At 32.5% G+C, this 16,723-nt stretch carries 16 protein-coding genes and 2 pseudogenes; 10 read left to right on the top strand and 8 right to left on the bottom strand.

Features of this window, described 5'->3' with window-relative positions:
- Positions 1–26: 26 nt before the first annotated feature.
- A complete protein-coding gene (gene cch1, locus MUA60_RS15200; protein ID WP_262648987.1) occupies positions 27–1,817 on the bottom strand; it encodes a cassette chromosome replicative helicase in 1,791 nt (596 codons plus the stop codon).
- Positions 1,818–1,942: 125 nt separating this feature from the next.
- Positions 1,943–3,316 (bottom strand): DUF6038 family protein, encoded by a 1,374-nt coding sequence (locus MUA60_RS15195; protein WP_262648986.1) that lies wholly within the window; start codon positions 3,314–3,316, stop codon positions 1,943–1,945.
- 273 nt (positions 3,317–3,589) lie between these two features.
- Here MUA60_RS15195 and MUA60_RS15190 point away from each other — a divergent pair, with 273 nt between their 5' ends.
- Complete coding sequence (locus MUA60_RS15190; protein WP_256324390.1) at positions 3,590–3,805, top strand: hypothetical protein; 216 nt, start codon at positions 3,590–3,592, stop codon at positions 3,803–3,805.
- 187 nt (positions 3,806–3,992) lie between these two features.
- On the opposite strand, the pseudogene MUA60_RS15185 reads toward MUA60_RS15190, so the two are convergent.
- Together MUA60_RS15185 and MUA60_RS15180 are read right to left on the bottom strand one after the other, a co-directional pair.
- Positions 3,993–4,543 (bottom strand): annotated as a pseudogene (locus tag MUA60_RS15185) (cassette chromosome replicative helicase); the annotation flags it as partial.
- A gap of 91 nt (positions 4,544–4,634) precedes the next feature.
- Positions 4,635–4,862 (bottom strand): hypothetical protein, encoded by a 228-nt coding sequence (locus MUA60_RS15180; protein ID WP_262648984.1) that lies wholly within the window; start codon positions 4,860–4,862, stop codon positions 4,635–4,637.
- A 503-nt stretch (positions 4,863–5,365) separates the two neighbouring features.
- Here MUA60_RS15180 and MUA60_RS15175 point away from each other — a divergent pair.
- From MUA60_RS15175 to MUA60_RS15150, 6 genes are read left to right on the top strand one after another with little or no spacing between them, the layout of a single operon-like run.
- Complete coding sequence (locus tag MUA60_RS15175) at positions 5,366–6,058, top strand: class I SAM-dependent methyltransferase (RefSeq protein WP_262648982.1); 693 nt, start codon at positions 5,366–5,368, stop codon at positions 6,056–6,058.
- Complete coding sequence (locus MUA60_RS15170; RefSeq protein WP_262648981.1) at positions 6,055–7,608, top strand: ABC transporter substrate-binding protein; 1,554 nt, start codon at positions 6,055–6,057, stop codon at positions 7,606–7,608. Before MUA60_RS15175 ends, MUA60_RS15170 begins: the two co-directional genes overlap by 4 nt.
- 2 nt (positions 7,609–7,610) lie before the next feature.
- A complete protein-coding gene (locus MUA60_RS15165) occupies positions 7,611–8,567 on the top strand; it encodes an ABC transporter permease (protein ID WP_250396298.1) in 957 nt (318 codons plus the stop codon).
- The gene (locus MUA60_RS15160) at positions 8,567–9,334 is read left to right on the top strand and encodes an ABC transporter permease (protein ID WP_070849319.1); all 768 of its coding nucleotides are present in this window, start codon (positions 8,567–8,569) and stop codon (positions 9,332–9,334) included. The genes MUA60_RS15165 and MUA60_RS15160 overlap by 1 nt, the downstream gene beginning before the upstream one ends.
- Positions 9,301–10,068 (top strand): ATP-binding cassette domain-containing protein, encoded by a 768-nt coding sequence (locus tag MUA60_RS15155; RefSeq protein ID WP_250396299.1) that lies wholly within the window; start codon positions 9,301–9,303, stop codon positions 10,066–10,068. Before MUA60_RS15160 ends, MUA60_RS15155 begins: the two co-directional genes overlap by 34 nt.
- Positions 10,061–10,696: an ATP-binding cassette domain-containing protein gene (locus MUA60_RS15150; protein ID WP_262559965.1), complete on the top strand. Its 636-nt coding sequence runs from the start codon at positions 10,061–10,063 to the stop codon at positions 10,694–10,696. Before MUA60_RS15155 ends, MUA60_RS15150 begins: the two co-directional genes overlap by 8 nt.
- A gap of 370 nt (positions 10,697–11,066) precedes the next feature.
- Here MUA60_RS15150 and MUA60_RS15145 read toward each other — a convergent pair whose 3' ends face one another.
- A complete protein-coding gene (locus MUA60_RS15145; RefSeq protein WP_262648979.1) occupies positions 11,067–12,161 on the bottom strand; it encodes an IS30 family transposase in 1,095 nt (364 codons plus the stop codon).
- Positions 12,162–12,271: 110 nt separating this feature from the next.
- Here MUA60_RS15145 and cstB point away from each other — a divergent pair, with 110 nt between their 5' ends.
- Together cstB and MUA60_RS15475 are read left to right on the top strand one after the other, a co-directional pair.
- Complete coding sequence (cstB, locus tag MUA60_RS15140; RefSeq protein ID WP_262648977.1) at positions 12,272–13,606, top strand: persulfide dioxygenase-sulfurtransferase CstB; 1,335 nt, start codon at positions 12,272–12,274, stop codon at positions 13,604–13,606.
- Between the two features lie 50 nt (positions 13,607–13,656).
- On the top strand, positions 13,657–13,827 hold the full coding sequence (locus tag MUA60_RS15475; RefSeq protein WP_284499897.1) for a hypothetical protein: 171 nt from the start codon (positions 13,657–13,659) through the stop codon (positions 13,825–13,827).
- A 151-nt stretch (positions 13,828–13,978) separates the two neighbouring features.
- Here the strand turns inward: MUA60_RS15475 and MUA60_RS15130 are convergent.
- The 3 genes and pseudogenes from MUA60_RS15130 to MUA60_RS15120 all read right to left on the bottom strand — a co-directional run.
- Positions 13,979–14,171: pseudogene (locus tag MUA60_RS15130) on the bottom strand (IS5/IS1182 family transposase); the annotation flags it as partial.
- A gap of 10 nt (positions 14,172–14,181) precedes the next feature.
- Complete coding sequence (locus tag MUA60_RS15125) at positions 14,182–14,595, bottom strand: universal stress protein (protein WP_252559391.1); 414 nt, start codon at positions 14,593–14,595, stop codon at positions 14,182–14,184.
- Positions 14,596–14,607: 12 nt separating this feature from the next.
- Positions 14,608–16,059, bottom strand: coding sequence for a SulP family inorganic anion transporter (locus MUA60_RS15120; RefSeq protein ID WP_262648975.1), 1,452 nt, complete (start codon positions 16,057–16,059; stop codon positions 14,608–14,610).
- Between the two features lie 104 nt (positions 16,060–16,163).
- Between MUA60_RS15120 and MUA60_RS15115 the strand changes: the two genes are divergently transcribed.
- Positions 16,164–16,706, top strand: coding sequence for a recombinase family protein (locus tag MUA60_RS15115; protein ID WP_262650636.1), 543 nt, complete (start codon positions 16,164–16,166; stop codon positions 16,704–16,706).
- Positions 16,707–16,723: the final 17 nt, after the last annotated feature.

The raw sequence follows: 16,723 nt of genomic DNA, 5'->3' as shown, positions 1-16,723 counted from the left end.
GCGTTGTAGCGGTATAACATTCAAATTTATAGTTCTAAATCGTCACTTGCTTCTTTTTCTCTGGCTTGATTAACAAAGTCATTAAGCAAATTTGGATTTTTATTATCAACGAATGGTGGTGGTATGCTAGGTTCTGTTTTAGAACTCAAACCAAACATTGAAGCATAAGTCATATCTAGCTTGAGATGGTAAAAGACAATAGTCTTCTTTTTGCCATTAGAATCTGGGACACTACGTTTTGTTGTTTTACGGTTGCGGTCAGATTGGATATAATCTTTATCGCGTAAAGCATCTATAACTGTGTTTACATCTTGAAAATGATTTTCGTCCAACATATTTTTGAATACATTGGTAAGCATTTTAACTTGAATGTGGTCTTTTTTAAGTTCAATAAGTCCATAATTTTCTATCATTGTTGAGAGTTTGCTATCTTCAGAGAATTTGCCACGATTTTGAGCAACAAACTGAACAATGATCTCGATAGCTTTCTCTGCTAGTGAGCGTTCTGAAACTGACTCCAAATGATAACTAACCAAGTATTCTCTTACTGCATCCATATCGATAGGTATAGCAATAACACGTTCGAATATCCGAGCAGATGTCGCAATCACTGTATAGCGTTTGAACATACGAATACCAGTATTACTCGTTTCATTTTTTAGTTGGTTTTTGAACCAATCATGTTCCGCATGAAACCATTTAATTACTTCGTCCTCACGTTTTAAAAGATATTCAGCTACTAATGGCATGATATGGCCATAATTGACCGATGTAGCCCTTTTAATTGCATCTGCATTGTCAGCACTTGTTGTAAAGGCTTCAGATATTTCAATCGTACGGACATTCAAACCATCATTACGTGCACTATCATTTAAAATACTGTGTTCTGCGGTACTTATCACTGTGGTGCCCCAATTTTTGAGTGCTTTGACATTACCATCAATATTAGAGCGTTGTCGGCCTTGTCCCTCTGCCAAACTGTACAACAATCCAGTAGTGTCTTTGAAGGTTGCAGCTGACAATTCATCTAATACGATAGGCACACCAAAGTTACTACTTAAATATCCTTCAAGCGCGTTTCTAGTACCATTCCATGATCTAAACAGAGTATTACTACCTTTAGTAGGATTGCCGGCTATTGAAACAGCTAAAGCAGCTGCAGTCGATTTACCTGTGCTTGAATTTCCCATAAATGAGAATATGGTTCCCGCAAACTCGACCTCACGTCTTGTTTTTAGGAACGCAGTAACTAATGAAGAAGCAGCAAATACTACTGCAAGTTCTAGTAGTAAGTTCCCTTTAACTTGTTTTAAGTACATCTCCCACCAGCCTTTGAAAGTACCTTTTGGTTGTAAATCATAGTGTGTTTCACAAATGATTTCATTAGCTTGAGATTGCTCTATTTCTTTTGAAAAGTATGGTTTATCCAATGAAATGACCATACCTTCCTTATCAGACTGTAATACACCTACGCCGGTATATAATTTAGATAATGGAAGTGACTGGCGCATCGATTGTAACGCATAGCTTAATGATTTAATGTACCGTTCATTGATGTTGAAGCCGTACTTAATCAATCCAGGTAGCTTGAAAGATGTTAAGATATCTGATGCTTCAATACGTTCAATATTTTTTCCATCTGTAATAATCAACTTCTCAACCCCTGTAGACGGGTCGAGAAATTTATTTTCAATAATGATGGGACTAGACAATTGGATGATTTTTTCTACATCATTGTTACTTTTAGGTGGAATCACTTCATAAAAGCCATTTGAATTTAAAAAATATGGATATTGCTTGAATATGTTGTTAGTCATAATAAATCTCTCCTTTGCTATATAAGCATTAAATTTGTGTTGCTAAATACATATTAAAGGAGAATTAAACGCAAATAAGGAGGTCGTCCATAAACAAAAAAAATGGACGACCTCTCTTGGTAGTGCTATTGAAATTTTAAATTGTCTAAGGTTTCACTTAGAGTTTTTGCGATAGACCAACTAGATAAATCATTGACTTGTTTACTGACGATTTCGTCTTTAATTTGAGTAGATTTTATTTCTTCAAATAAGTGGAAAGCGTTCGTTAATTCGGTAATGTTTATTTTTGAAAGTGGCTCAATATCTTCATTAAATGAATATTTATCTAATAAAAGATGAATTCGATACAAGTCATTTAAGAAGCTCTCTACTTGATTTGGACTCATACCATCATCAATATAAGATTGGCGATTAGTATAAAATAGGTTAGAAAATTTAGATAATGACAAATAAAATTCTTTATAAATATGGAAAAACTTATCGTTTGATATTAATGGCTTGGAGCTATTTATTATATTGTCTAGACGTGATTCAAAATTTAGTAAATCAAAAGTACTGTTTTTATATTGATTTATAGTATTAATAATTCTTTGATAGTTAGAAAATAAGTCATTTTCAATACCGAGAAAGTATCCATTAACGTTGAATGGGTATTTTACAATTTCTTTTTTTCTTAATTTTTCACGGATTTTCGATTCATCATCATTTTGTATATCATAAGTTACAATTTTATGATTGATTCTTTTATTTAAACTTGAAAGGTAGAGTTTGTTTAATATATCAATAATGAAAAAATCTAATAATTTGTTATCATTACGTTCACTATACTTATCTATACTTGGTTCATTTGATATATATCTAGCTACTTCATGCTTTACATTCGAATACTTGGAATCATCAGGTTTTACTTGGTTGTATATAATAAAATTTTCGGGATTGTTTTCTTTATTATATTGATGAACTTTATATAGTTGCTTGAAGTTAAAATCATTATCAAATGTCATATTATCTTCCATTAATGTTTCAATCAGTAACTCGTCAATTCTATGTGCTAATTTTCTATATAATTTTGAACTCTTATCTAAATCTAGAGAATTTGTATAATTAAAAAATGAAGACAATGCATCATTACACTTTGACTGAGCACTAAGCCATTCTAAAGTAAAAGAATAGTTTTCAGATGCATAAATTTGCGCTTTTAATGCATCATTTTTAATATTATCAATTGAATCGCTGATATTAGTAATATAGCTAATAAATTGACTATTATTTTTCTTTAATGCCTCCTCTCTTAAATCTATGTCATCAAATTTTTTAGCAGATGTAGGAACAGGAAAGTCCTCAATAGTGTTTAGCAAAATTTTAAATAACTCTAATTCAAATAAGTTAAAACTGTAACCGCTATTAGTTGCTGATGGATTGGATTTGTATCTAGTGATATCTAACTTATAAACTCGTTTGAGCTTATTCATACTGTTCTTAAACATTTTTTCACTCAAGTTACATTCCTTCATCAAATCTTTTCCAGTAAAATATTTGTAATTTGTAAAATTCAAAGTGATTATCCTTTCAAACTTGCTTTATTGGTTATATTTACTTTATTTATATTATAAAGTGGAATTAACAGCAATAAAGGGAACGTTTGTTCTTATTTTGTGTACAAATAAGAGGACAAATGGAAAATGAATGATAGTTTTACTATTTTGTAAAATTCGCCCATATAGAATTGGTTTCGAAAGAGAATACTTAATTTAAAGAAGGAGTGTAATGTGATGTTAAATCATCAAATAATAAATTTAATACAAGAAAAGAGAGAAGGGAGTTACTGGGATTTTAAAGCAGAATATCATAAAGATAAAGCAGAATTATTACATGATATAATTCGTTTGTCGAATAATTTACTAAATCAAGAAGCTTATTTGATTTGGGAGTGGCTGATAATGGGCATATCCTGGGGATTACAGGTGATTCAAATCGAAAAAACCTAAAACTCTCTTTTAAACAGTACGTTGAAAGTTATCTTAAATGATGCGAAGTTTATTTAATCATTCAGTTTTGATATAAAATTTAACATAAAAGGGGCTGGGACATAATTCCTAGCCCCGTCATGATTAGTTATCGTTCTGTAACTTTTCAACGACTAAGTCAGCTAATACTTCAATTAACTCATCCATTTTATTCACTGCTGTACAATTTCATCTTTAAGTTATTAAAATCAATTAAATTATCATTCTGTTTTTTCCATGATTCAAGCATCTTTTTGTTATCCAAGTTAATTTCAGCTTTAATAGGTTCAACATCTTTAGCTAGACCAAAAATAGACGTATATTTTGAATCTAGCTTTAAATGGTAAAAGACAAGTGACTTTTTTTGCCATTGTCATCTTTGACTGTTCTTTTTGTTGTAATTCGATCATGGTCAGATTCGATAAATCCTTTATCCCTTAGTGCATTCACGACAATGTTGACATCTTGGAAATGATTCTCTATCAACATATTTTTAAATACAGATGCAATGATTTTGACTTCGATATAATCATCTTTTAAGGTAATTAGTCCATAGTTCTCAATCATATTCTTTAATGCTGTATCATCAGAAAACTTACCACGGTTTTGTGCTACAAATTGCGTAATGACTTCAAACGCTTTATCAGCCAGTGATGGTTCAGAGACTGTATGAGCATGATAATCAATAAAGTAGTCTCTTATTTTAGCGATATTAATATCTTACGATTTCTTCTTTTACCTGTTCGAATTGTTCATCTAGCATTTCTTGATCGTAATTATATTTCAAAAATTTATATAAAGCGTTGAATAATCAGTTAAGTATTAAGACAGAACCAGCATGTGCGCCATAGTGATTGATAACATGTTTGAAATCATCTTTTATTTCAATGCTTATTTTATTAGTGATAAATGGCTCACTTAGCATTTGGTTTGAGCTAATGAATACTTCTTCGTTAAATTCTAAATTTTCAGAAGCTATATTAAGTAATTGAACTACTGCTTTAACTAGCTGCTTTTCATCTTTATTAACTTTAAACATTTTTAAATTCTTTTCTATTTTTCCTTAAATATACAATAAACTATAAATAAGTAGATAAGAAAAATGACTAATCCTGGAGATAAATCAAAAAGTAAGTAAAAAAACGTTTCAATCTTATTAAGACGTTTGATGTTTATTTATCTATTAACAATTATGATTATTTTATTAACACTTGTTATTCTGTTATTCAATTACTCAATTAATTTAGTAAATTTACAGCTTTTATAGATTTTTTGATAATACCAATGTTAGTCGAAAACTTTTTGGTAAAGCATCATTCACTCAAGTATCAATTTAATAGCTATCATTTTTCATAATTTTAATGGTCTGAAGTGTTTTGACTACTATAGACTTATAGTTTATATCATTTTTCTTACAGATATACATAAATGTAATAAAACTAAGTAATAAGCTATGAGTTAAAAAGTTTATTGTGTAAAATGATAGAGTATAGTATTATTTAAAACGTAATAATTACGATTTAAAGTAAGGAGAAAAATGAAATGACTGATAGTTATGACGTTTGGTGGCAAAAAGGTCAAGAATCAGATGATGATATGGCACGAGACCATCAAGAAGCTTGGGAGAGAACGATAGAAATGCTTAATACATCTGATATCGAAGGGAAAACGATTTTAGATGTGGGATGTAATCAAGGCGGATTTTTACGACAATTATACGATACAACACCGTTTAAAGAAGGTGTTGGCATCGATTTAGCACGTTTATCTTTGGAAAAGGCAGAGACATTAAAAGGACAACGTCCACTTACATACTATTTAACAGATAAACCACAAGAAACGAAGCACATATTTGATACGGCTGTAAGTACGTCTGTCTTGTACTTAATAGAGGATATTCCGCAACATGCGAAAGATTTAAAAGAGGTATTGAAACCAGGTGGCGTTTATTACGCTTCATTCGCGGATTTAACTAATAACCCGAGTCGTCAGTTTATGAGTGACACGATTAATCAATATGGTGCCACACCGTCTCAGAATCACTCTCTAAAACATATCGTTGATAGCTTTGTGGATGCAGGATTTGAAGTTGCAGTAATGAAAGAGCCTGTACCTGACGTGATTGATTTAACACATTATAGCGATTTTTATTTATCACCGAATGATTATTTACAAACATTATATGAAGAATCATTTTTAATCAAAGCAAGAGTGAAAGAAGGTACTGAGAAATGAAGAAACGTATATTAATGACGGTAGCAGCAAGTGCTACGCTCTTATTAGCAGGCTGTGGTAATGGTCAAAAAGAAGATAAAGATGTTACGGTATCTCTACCTACTGAAGCAAAGGCGGATAAACTTGACGCGCAAGGCTATGATGCAGCGATGCCCGTTTATAGTGCAGTGTATGATGCATTAGTTAAATACGACAAAGATAAGGGCTTTAAAGCAGGTTTAGCAGATAAATGGCGCGTTGATGAATCAGGGAAAGTTTATGAATTCCGTTTGAAAAAGAACGTTAAATTCTCAGATGGTTCAGCATTAGATGCTAAGGCCGTTAAATTTTCGATTGATCGTGCGAAAGCGATGAATAAAGATACGACTGTAGAAACGTTAAAAAAATTAGATAAGGTCGTTGTTAAAAATGATCACGTGGTCCAAATTAGATTGAAATCTCCATCAAATCAAGTGTTAAATGAATTAACACAAGTGAGACCGTTGCGTATTATGAGTCCACATTCAGTAGAAGATGGTAAAGTAAACGGTAAATTTGAAAAAGCGATTGGAACAGGTGCATTTGTTGTTGATAAAACTGGGAAAGAAAAAACGACAATGAAGCCAAATAAATATTTCGACAACGGTCACCCAGTCAATTATCATCTTGCATTCCAAATGATTGAAGATGGGGACTCAAGAAATTCTGCAGTACAAAGTGGTTCTGTAGATATTTCTGGTGGTGCTTTAGGAATGCTCTCAGATGAACAAATCAAACAAGATAAGAAAAATAAGAACTTAACGATTGAAGATAGACCTAGCACAGTAAGTCACTTTATGGCATTTAACCCTAAAAATGATGTATTAAATCATCGCGCAATTCGTGAAGCGATAAGTAAGAGCATCGATGCGAAAGATATTGCGGGTAAATCTGTAAATGGTCTGTTCCAGAAGAACGTACAATTTGTGACTAAAGATAATCAACAGCCACACGATTATGATATGAAAGCGGCTGAAAGGTTACTTAAATCAGAAGGCTATCATAAAAACGATGACGGCATCTTTGAAAAGAATGGCAAACCTTTATCATTTAACTTAGTCATTCAAACTGCAGAGTTCCCAAGTTGGAAAGATAAAGCAGAAAAAGTGCAACGCCAGCTTAAACAAGCCGGTATTAAGTTAAATGTGAAGACGTTAGATTCACAATCATACTATGATACATTATGGACGAAAAAAGACTATGATTTGATTTTCTATAGAACGTATTCAGATGCATTAATGCCTTACAACTTTATGAGTTCAGTGTTTAAAAATAATGATGGTCAACCAGGGGTGTTAGCTGATGATGAAACATTAACGAAACAGCTAGACGATTTCCCATCAACTGTATCAAAAGAAGACCAACAGCGTTCGTTTGATGACATATTTAAACACTTTAATCAACAATATTATGGTGTGCCAATTGCTTATCCTAATGAGACATTTGTAGTGAGTGATAAAGTAAAACAATTCAAATTCTCTGGACTTACGGATGCACCAATTGATTATAAAGCGTTGAAAGTTAATGAATAACAATGCTCAAACGTACAATTAAATTCATACTTTATTTAACCGTAAGTTCGTTTATTATCTTCATTTTAGTTGAGAAGACATCTGGTAATCCAGCGATTCTGTATCTACAACGTCATGGTTATACGTCGATTACGCAAGACAATATTGAAGCGGCACAACATAAACTTGGCTTAGGACAACATGTGTTACTAAGATATATCGATTGGGTTGGACATGCACTTACGGGCAACTTAGGATACAGCTTTAGTACCAACGAAGCGGTTACCGCTATGATAATGGAAGCTATCATGCCAACGCTTGTGCTAATCATTGTCTCTAGTTGTATCATGTTGCCATTTGGCTATATTGTTGGTTACTTCGTTGGGACGCGTCCGCATACACGTTACGCTAATGGAATTCGTGGATTCGCCCAAGTGATGACCTCAATGCCGGAATACTGGTTAGCTATTTTATTCATTTATTATTTAGGCGTACGTTGGCAATTGTTACCATTTGTAGGTAGTGGTTCATGGCAACACTTTGTGCTGCCAATCTTCACAATTGTTGTTATAGAAGGGTGTCATATCTTATTGATGACAGCACATTTGATGGCGCAAACGTTAGATCAAGATGCGTATCAACTTGCGCAGTTAAGACATTTCTCGTTAAAAGCGCGTATCATCGTACAAATTAAAGAGATATTTGCACCACTAATGACCATTTCAATTAACAGTGTCATTCATTTAATTGGAAAAGCCGTAATACTTGAAGTCATCTTCAGCATGTCTGGAATAGGTAAATTGTTGATTAATGCTATTAACCAACGAGATTATCCACTAATTCAGGGCATTGTCATCTTTATCATCGTCTTTATTATGCTAATGAATTATTTAGGCGATGTGATTATCTTGAAGAATGAACCTAGACTTCGACGACGTCATACCCAGCAGTCAGGTAATGAGAAAAGAGGTGCGATGTGATGAAAAGATATCAAACGTACATCGCAATAGGTTCACTATTAAGTTTGATAGTTGTATTAGTGACATATGGTTTAATGCAAGACACGCAACATTTGAACCCACTTGAGTCACCTAATGGACAACATTGGTTGGGTACCGATCAATTAGGCAGAGACTTCTTAGTAAGACTGATTGTCGGTAGTCTTGTCACATTGAGTTTAACAGGTATAGTAATTCTATTAAGTGTTTGTATGGGACTTATCTTTGGCTTAATTGCAGGCATAGAAAGACGATGGTTAGATCAAATCATTATGTTTGTTGCCGATATGTTGTTGGCTATTCCGTCATTTATTATCGCATTAGTCATTTTAAGTTTAGTAAGTAACTCCATGATAGGTTTGATACTTGCTTTAACGATTGGATGGATAGGACGTTATTTACGTTACTTCAGAAATTTAACGCGAGATATTCAAAAACGTCCATTTGTTCAATATGCACGATTGAGTGGGAACTCAACATTCAAAACGACAGTAACACATGTGATTCCACATTTATTGAGTAATATATTCGCTTTGGTAACGGCTGACTTTGGCAAAATGATGCTCAGCATATCTGGTCTTGCTTTTCTAGGACTAGGTATTAAACCGCCGACGCCTGAGTTAGGAACCATTCTTTTTGATGGGAAAAGTTATTTCAACGGTGCACCGTGGCTCTTCTTCTTTCCTGGTGTATTGTTAGGAGGTTTCGCCTTATTATGTCAAATCATCAACAAAAAAATAACGCAGTAAATACGGTAGTCAACGTCAATCAATTATCGATTTTAGATCAAGAAAAAGTATTGTTAAAAGATGTTGATTTGACAGTAACTAAAGGTGCATTTCATTGCATTATAGGTGAAAGTGGCAGTGGGAAATCATTGTTAACAAGAACGATACTTGGAATGAAACGACCACAATTATGTTATCAAGGAGATATTGACATCGATTTAACTAAAACAGATGCAATGTTTCAAGATGTTCAAAGTAATATGTTTCAAAATATAACATTAGCTAAGCATTTCAAATACATTTATGAAGCCAATCGCACACATCTGACTAAACAGTGTATTAAGGAAGACGTCTTACAGATGATGCAATTACTTGGTTTAAGACAAGGAGAACATTTACTTGAGCGTTATCCCTTTGAACTTAGTGGAGGTATGGCACAACGTGTCGCCTTTATAATGTCATTAATTAGACGTCCGGACTACTTATTTTTAGATGAACCGACGAGTGCACTTGATCAAGGAAATGTTAAAAAGTTTATGCATTACCTTCTTAAGGCACAAGAACGCTACCAAATGACCATCGTTTTTATCACACACGATATTAACTTAGTGAAAGAATTTGCCACGCATATTAGCATTATGCAGCAAGGTCAATTGATAGAAAGTGGTGAGGCAGCGTCAATCTTAACTAAGCCGACATATAGTTACACGAAAAAATTAATTACGATTGCACATCGGAGACAACCTTATGCTTAAAATAGAGAGTCTAACCAAATATATAGATACGAAACTAATATTTAAAGAGATATCATGTACAATTAATGACCAACACTTACTCATAAGTGGTGAGAGTGGTTGTGGTAAATCTACGTTAGCCAAGATTATCGCTGGCTTAGATACGGATTATCAGGGCAAATTATATCTTAATGGGAACTTACGTGAATCTTATACATCTAAAGAGTGGATGAAGCACATCCAATATGTACCACAATATCAACGCGATACCTTAAATCAACGTAAAACGGTATTAGCTACACTATTAGAACCACTTAAGAATTACAAGATTGATAAACAGCGTTATACATCAAGCATTGAAACAGTACTTGATCAGTGTAACTTACCATACAATATACTTAATCAAAAAGTTTCAACGTTAAGTGGTGGTCAATTTCAACGGGTATGGATAGCTAAAGCTTTAATATTAGAACCAGAAATCCTCATATTGGATGAAGCAACAACCAATTTAGATATCATTAATGAAGAAGATATACTTCAAATGTTGATTTCCTTAAAGATGACACAATTAATCATTATTTCACATGATACATACGTCTTAAGCCAATTTGAAGGAATTCAGTTACAGCTAAATAAATTGAATAATTAAGATCACAAATCCTAATATGGTGTATACTTAATGATACGTAAAAAATAAAATTTGGACTGCAATGTCTAAATCAATATGATTTTCCATTAGAGTATTTAAAAATGATGACAACACTAAAAGATTCCAAATTATTATATTTAATATAATTATACATATGATAAACGGATAACAATGTCAATATAAATTCTTTTTATATTGTTTTTATTCATAATTATATATAATTTATATAAAAATATAAGTCGAGGATTTCAAGTTTAAGTTAGCCACCTATAATGACTGAGGTGTACACAAGGGTTAACCGTATTCGAACCTGTTGAGGATTGATTGGTTTTAATCAATTAATACTCAACAGGTAACCAAAGCTAAGACTTTAGCTTTGGAAAGATTCATACAGATTGAGGTGCTTTAAACTTTCTGCCATATTATGATGAGCTGTGTTGTAATTTAAAGTCTTTCTAGGATAGTCATTCATATATTGTTGTATGGCTTTTATGAAGTGTTTTTGAACATTGGATAAATCATGTGCTTTTGGAATAAAACGACGAATCATTTTATGTTGGTTTTCACTTGTCCCACGTTCATATGATGAGAATGGATGTGTGAAGTATATTTCTATCATATGGCCAAATTCTTCATACAGCGATGCAAATTCTGAACCATTGTCAGATGTGATAGATTTGAAGATTTTTGGTGCTTTTTCGCCTAAGGAGTCAAATAAGTTTTTCAATGCGTGAGACACCGCATCAGCACTTTTACTCTCTATTATTTCTAGTATTTCAAAACGCGTTTGTCTCTCAACAAGTGTTAAGATAACTGGCTTTGACTTGTCTTTAGTTCCTATTACGGTATCTATTTCCCAGTGACCAAAAGACTGACGTGATTCAATTTCACTAGGACGTGTCTCAATACTTGGACCGAGCACTCGACTGTGTGGATGATTATGGTAGCTATTCTGAGTAGAGTGACGTCTTTTTAATTTTTCTAGTAGATCAATATTCTTAGTTTCCATGATTTGTTGATCTATCCAAGCATATACTGTCGTTGTTGAAGGGATTTTTTCTCTTTCAAAACATTGTTCCTTGTGAGCATATGCCACGACTGCTTCAGGTGACCAGCGTTTCTTTTTCATGAGGTGATCTGCCCATGGAATAAATAATGGGTTCTTCTTCCATAAGGGCTGAGCACCACATTGTTGTCTGTTTTGTCGATAACGTTGTTGACCTAGTGAAGAAAAATAAATTTGCGTCTCATATTCATAGACTTTATGTTGTTGTTTTTGTCGTTTAATTTGACGTGTTGTTCCTCGATGAATTTCGTTATTGATTGTTTGAGGTGCACGTCCTAATTCACGCGCGATTGCACGATTTGAAAAACCTAAATTTTTAAGTGTTTCTATTTGAACACGTTCTTCATAACTTAAGTGTGTTCCTTTATGGTTTGTCATGTTAGAATAAGTATGCGTCATGTGAATTCATTCCTTTATTGATTTGGTCTGGTAGCCTCAATAATAACATGAAATTCACGTGGCGTTTTTTTGTCTAAAGGTGGCTAAGTTGATTATAAAATCCACCTTTTATGTTTTTTAAACAATTTTATGATAATCATTTATCTCAAGCATCTTATTTAGTTGGCTGTCAACGTACAGGAGAGGCAATAATAATTGACCCTGTTCGTGATTTAACAAAATATATCGAAGTTGCAGATAGCGAAGGTTTTACAATTACACAAGCTGCAGAAACACATATCCACGCTGATTTTGCTTCTGGAATTCGAGATGTGGCAAAACGTTTAAACGCCAATATATATGTGTCTGGCGCAGGCGATGAGCAATTAAGTTATAAAAATATGCCCAAACAAACACATTTTGTTAAAAATCAAGATATTATTCGAGTAGGTAATATTAAATTAGAATTATTGCATACACCAGGACATACCCCGGAGAGTATTAGTTTCTTACTCACTGATGAAGGTGGCGGCTCAAGTGTTCCAATGGGTTTATTTAGTGGTGACTTTATTTTTGTTGGTGATATCGATAGACCTGATTTACTAGAAAAATCAGTACAAATGGAAGGTACTACAGAGATTGGCGCAAAACAGATGTATCAATCTATAGAAGGTGTTAAAGATTTACCAGATTATATTCAAATATGGCCTGGACACGGTGCTGGAAGCCCATGTGGTAAAGCATCAGGTGCCATACCAATGTCTACGCTAGGTTACGAAAAAACAAATAACTGGGCATTTAATGTGACAGATGAATCTAAATTTGTTGAAACATTAACATCAAATCAACCAGCGCCACCCCATCACTTTGCACAGATGAAAAAAATTAATCAGTTTGGTATGAACATGTATCAACAATACAACATTTTTCCTAGTTTAGATAATGTAAGAATAGCCTTTGATTTTCGTAGTAAAGAAGCCTTTCATGGCGGTCATACTGAAGGTACAATCAATATTCCTTACAATAAAAACTTTATTAACCAAATCGGTTGGTATTTAGACTATGAAAAAAATATAGATTTGATTGGTGATAAATCTACCGTTGAACAAGCAGCGCATACTTTACAATTAATTGGCTTTGATAATGTAGCAGGTTATCGTTTACCAAAATCAGAAATTTTAACCCAATCCATCCATAGCGTTGATATGACTGGTAAAGAAGAATCTATACTTGACGTACGTAATGAAGAAGAGTGGAATAATGGGCACTTAGATCAAGCAGTCAATATTCCGCATGGTAAATTATTAAATGAAAATATTTCATTTAATAAAGAGGCTAAAATATACGTACATTGTCAGTCAGGTGTTAGAAGTTCAATCGCAGTGGGTATATTAGAAAACAAAGGCTTTGAAAATGTCGTGAATATTAGCGAAGGCTATCAAGGTTTTCCAGAATCATTAAAATAAGTAAGTATTATCAAATTGTTATTGTGGGTGGTTGTACAGCTAGTATAATAGTGGTATCGAACTATTTTAAAAAATCAAAGCTTAAATGGAAAATAGCTATTATAGATGCGGCTGAACATCATTATTATCAACCGTTATGGACTTTAGTTGGTATTAAGGTATCAAGTTTAAAAAGTTCACGCAAAGATATGAAAAGTATTATGCCTAAAGGTGTTCAATGAATTAAAAAGGCTGTTTCAAGCTTTCAACTTGGAAGCAATAGCATTAATTTAGTAGATAATACTGTCAGTTTTGGAGTTATATGGCATAAAATTTTTGTCTTAAATGGCACAAAGAAAACTAAATAAATTAATATTGGTTATAAGTTTCAGTTTATAAAGTTATAAAAAAGAACGGGACATAAAGTTCTCGGACAAGCGAAAAATGCAATTTCTATTAAAATAATATAGAAATTGCATTTTTCATAATTGTTTTGATTATAGTTAGCTTGTTGAGCTATTACTTTTCTTATATTAAGTGCCATTAATACAAAGTCCAGTTCTCTTTTGACTTTATTTATGTATCTAAATATTAAATTATTTAACAATAATTACAGGTATTTGAGAGCGTTTAGCAACTTTATGACTTACACTACCAAGAACCATTTCTTGAAAACTGTTTAAGCCACGTGTACCTAAAATGATAGCTTGATATTCGCCACTATTTGAAATTTCAACCACTTTATCTGTTGGAGTACCATGAACAATTTTAATTTCGTAATTCACATTGTGTTCTGCAAATAAATTTTTAATAGATTGTAATTTACTTTCTCTTTCTTGAGTTAAATTAGTTCCTTGTTGACCATGTAAAACATCTGTTTTTGATTCATCAATATCTACAACCGTAAGTATTGTGACAATTGTATAATCACCTATAAAGTTTAGTAACTCTTGAGCTGCACGTGTACTATTTTCTGAACCATCTGCTGCAAGCAAAATTGAATTATACATAAAAAACACTCCTTAATTTAAATGATTTTCATTTAATTGGCTTAGTTCTGAAACGATTTTTCGGCTATCTGTGTTTAATTTTTCAACATACACAATATTGTTTTTCTCTTCAAATTTCCTAACAATCGTATCAATGGCATCAACTGCTGAATCATCCCATAGGTGAGCACGATCAAAATTTAACACTATGACACTATCTTCAATATTAAGGTCAATTTGCTCCATCATAGAATCAATTGATACAAAGAATATTTGACCTTTAAAAGAAAAACGATGTTGCTTATCTGATTCTTTATAAATAACTTCAATCTTAGAAATTTTAGTCGCAAAGAATATAGCACTGAAAATAACACCCACAACTACACCGATAGCTAAGTTATGTGTCATTAATACAATAATAACCGTTAAAACCATAACGAATGCATCTGTTTTAGGTGCTTTTTTTATATACTTAAATGAATTCCAGTCAACAGTCCCGATAGAAACCATAACCATTATCCCTGCAAGAATTGGCATCGGGATTTGAACGACTACGCCACCGAGAACAATAATCATAAATATAAGTACGATACCTGCTGTAAATGTAGACAATCTACTATTTGCACCTGATTTAACATTGATTACAGATTGTCCAATCATGGCACAACCTCCCATACCGCCAAAAAACCCAGTAATAATATTGGCAATCCCTTGGCCTCTTGATTCTTTGTTTTTACTACTGTGTGTATCTGTTGCATCATCGACAATTTTAGCTGTAAGTAGACTTTCTACTAAACCTACAATAGCCATTGATAATGAATATGGGAAAATAATTTGAAGTGTTACTAAATTAAAAGGAACGTTAGGCATTAATAGGTGAGGTAAAGTTTGCTTAATATTGCCTAAGTCACTTACGGTTTTTACATCAGATCCTGTGTACATATACAGTGCCGTTAAAACAATTATAGCTATTAATGGTGCAGGGATAGCTTTAAAGAATCTAGGAATTATATATACAATAAGTAAAGTTATAATAACGTATATATAGGTTGCTATAGATATATTAAAAATATGCTCTATTTGAGACATAAAAATCATAATACCCAATGCATTAACAAATCCAATCATAACGGAACGGGGAATAAATTTCATTAAACGACCTACTTTAAGTATGCCTAAAATTAATTGTATTAATCCCATCAATATCGTAGCAGCAAAAAGATATTCAACACCATGTTCTTTAACTAAAGGTGTAACTAAAAGCGCAACAGCAGCGGTGGCGCCAGAAATCATTGCAGGTCTACCTCCCACTATAGCAGTAACAGTAGCGATGATAAATGCTGCATACAATCCCACCATCGGATCTACACCAGCAATAATTGAAAACGCAATTGCTTCTGGTATTAATGCTAGTGCTACAACAATACCAGCAAGTATATTCTTTCTGGGCTGATTAAGCCATTCAGATTTTAATTTTTCAACCATCGTTTTCTCTCCTTTATATTATAAAGTATAACAGAGAAGTTTCATATGTATACCCCTTAATGAAACTGTATGTTATACTTTTTTATGTAAGGTGGTGTATTAAAATAAAATATGGCTATATTAGACCTGTGACAATAAATGATAGTGTTACTGAACAAACAAAGAAAATAGGAATATATACAAAAAATATTCTAGAAGAGATGCATGCTAATAATAAAAAAAGAAACGAACTAAATACATTATTAAATTCAAAATTAGTTTTTGGCGATATATTGTATATTACAGACTTATGTATTATTGCAGATTCTACAAAACACTTAGTAGATATACTAGATTTACTTTCTGCCAAAGGAGTTTCATTATATGTAATTAATTTAAATAAAGATTTTATTACAGATAGTAATGAAAATTTTATAAAAACATTACATAATATTACTGATTTTCAAAGTGATATTGTAAAATTTAGAACACGTATGGGGTTAGAGAATTATACAAGAGAAGGTAAAAGTCTTGGTAGACCTAAGCGTGATGATAAAAGTTTAAGAGATTCTATAGAAATGTATATGAGTAAGAAATATACATTAAATGAGATAAAAGCAACAACAAATATAAGTAGAGCCACATTATACAGACATTTAGATAAATAATATACTCCCCTTAATTA

Origin of the sequence: Mammaliicoccus sciuri, assembly GCF_025561425.1 — a bacterium.
GTDB classification, from domain to species: Bacteria; Bacillota; Bacilli; order Staphylococcales; family Staphylococcaceae; genus Mammaliicoccus; species Mammaliicoccus sciuri_A.
This window is presented reverse-complemented; position numbering and strand designations above follow the sequence as displayed.

What these genes read in the sequence shown, in the direction of transcription:
- MUA60_RS15120 (WP_262648975.1), bottom strand. Translation starts at nt 16,059, where the DNA reads ATGGTTGAAAAATTAAAATCTGAATGGCTTAATCAGCCCAGAAAGAAT.
- MUA60_RS15125 (WP_252559391.1), bottom strand. Translation starts at nt 14,595, where the DNA reads ATGTATAATTCAATTTTGCTTGCAGCAGATGGTTCAGAAAATAGTACA.
- MUA60_RS15165 (WP_250396298.1), top strand. Translation starts at nt 7,611, where the DNA reads ATGCTCAAACGTACAATTAAATTCATACTTTATTTAACCGTAAGTTCG.
- cch1 (WP_262648987.1), bottom strand. Translation starts at nt 1,817, where the DNA reads ATGACTAACAACATATTCAAGCAATATCCATATTTTTTAAATTCAAAT.
- MUA60_RS15175 (WP_262648982.1), top strand. Translation starts at nt 5,366, where the DNA reads ATGACTGATAGTTATGACGTTTGGTGGCAAAAAGGTCAAGAATCAGAT.
- MUA60_RS15180 (WP_262648984.1), bottom strand. Translation starts at nt 4,862, where the DNA reads ATGTTTAAAGTTAATAAAGATGAAAAGCAGCTAGTTAAAGCAGTAGTT.
- MUA60_RS15150 (WP_262559965.1), top strand. Translation starts at nt 10,061, where the DNA reads ATGCTTAAAATAGAGAGTCTAACCAAATATATAGATACGAAACTAATA.
- MUA60_RS15170 (WP_262648981.1), top strand. Translation starts at nt 6,055, where the DNA reads ATGAAGAAACGTATATTAATGACGGTAGCAGCAAGTGCTACGCTCTTA.
- MUA60_RS15160 (WP_070849319.1), top strand. Translation starts at nt 8,567, where the DNA reads ATGAAAAGATATCAAACGTACATCGCAATAGGTTCACTATTAAGTTTG.
- cstB (WP_262648977.1), top strand. Translation starts at nt 12,272, where the DNA reads ATGTTTTTTAAACAATTTTATGATAATCATTTATCTCAAGCATCTTAT.
- MUA60_RS15145 (WP_262648979.1), bottom strand. Translation starts at nt 12,161, where the DNA reads ATGACGCATACTTATTCTAACATGACAAACCATAAAGGAACACACTTA.
- MUA60_RS15190 (WP_256324390.1), top strand. Translation starts at nt 3,590, where the DNA reads ATGTTAAATCATCAAATAATAAATTTAATACAAGAAAAGAGAGAAGGG.
- MUA60_RS15155 (WP_250396299.1), top strand. Translation starts at nt 9,301, where the DNA reads ATGTCAAATCATCAACAAAAAAATAACGCAGTAAATACGGTAGTCAAC.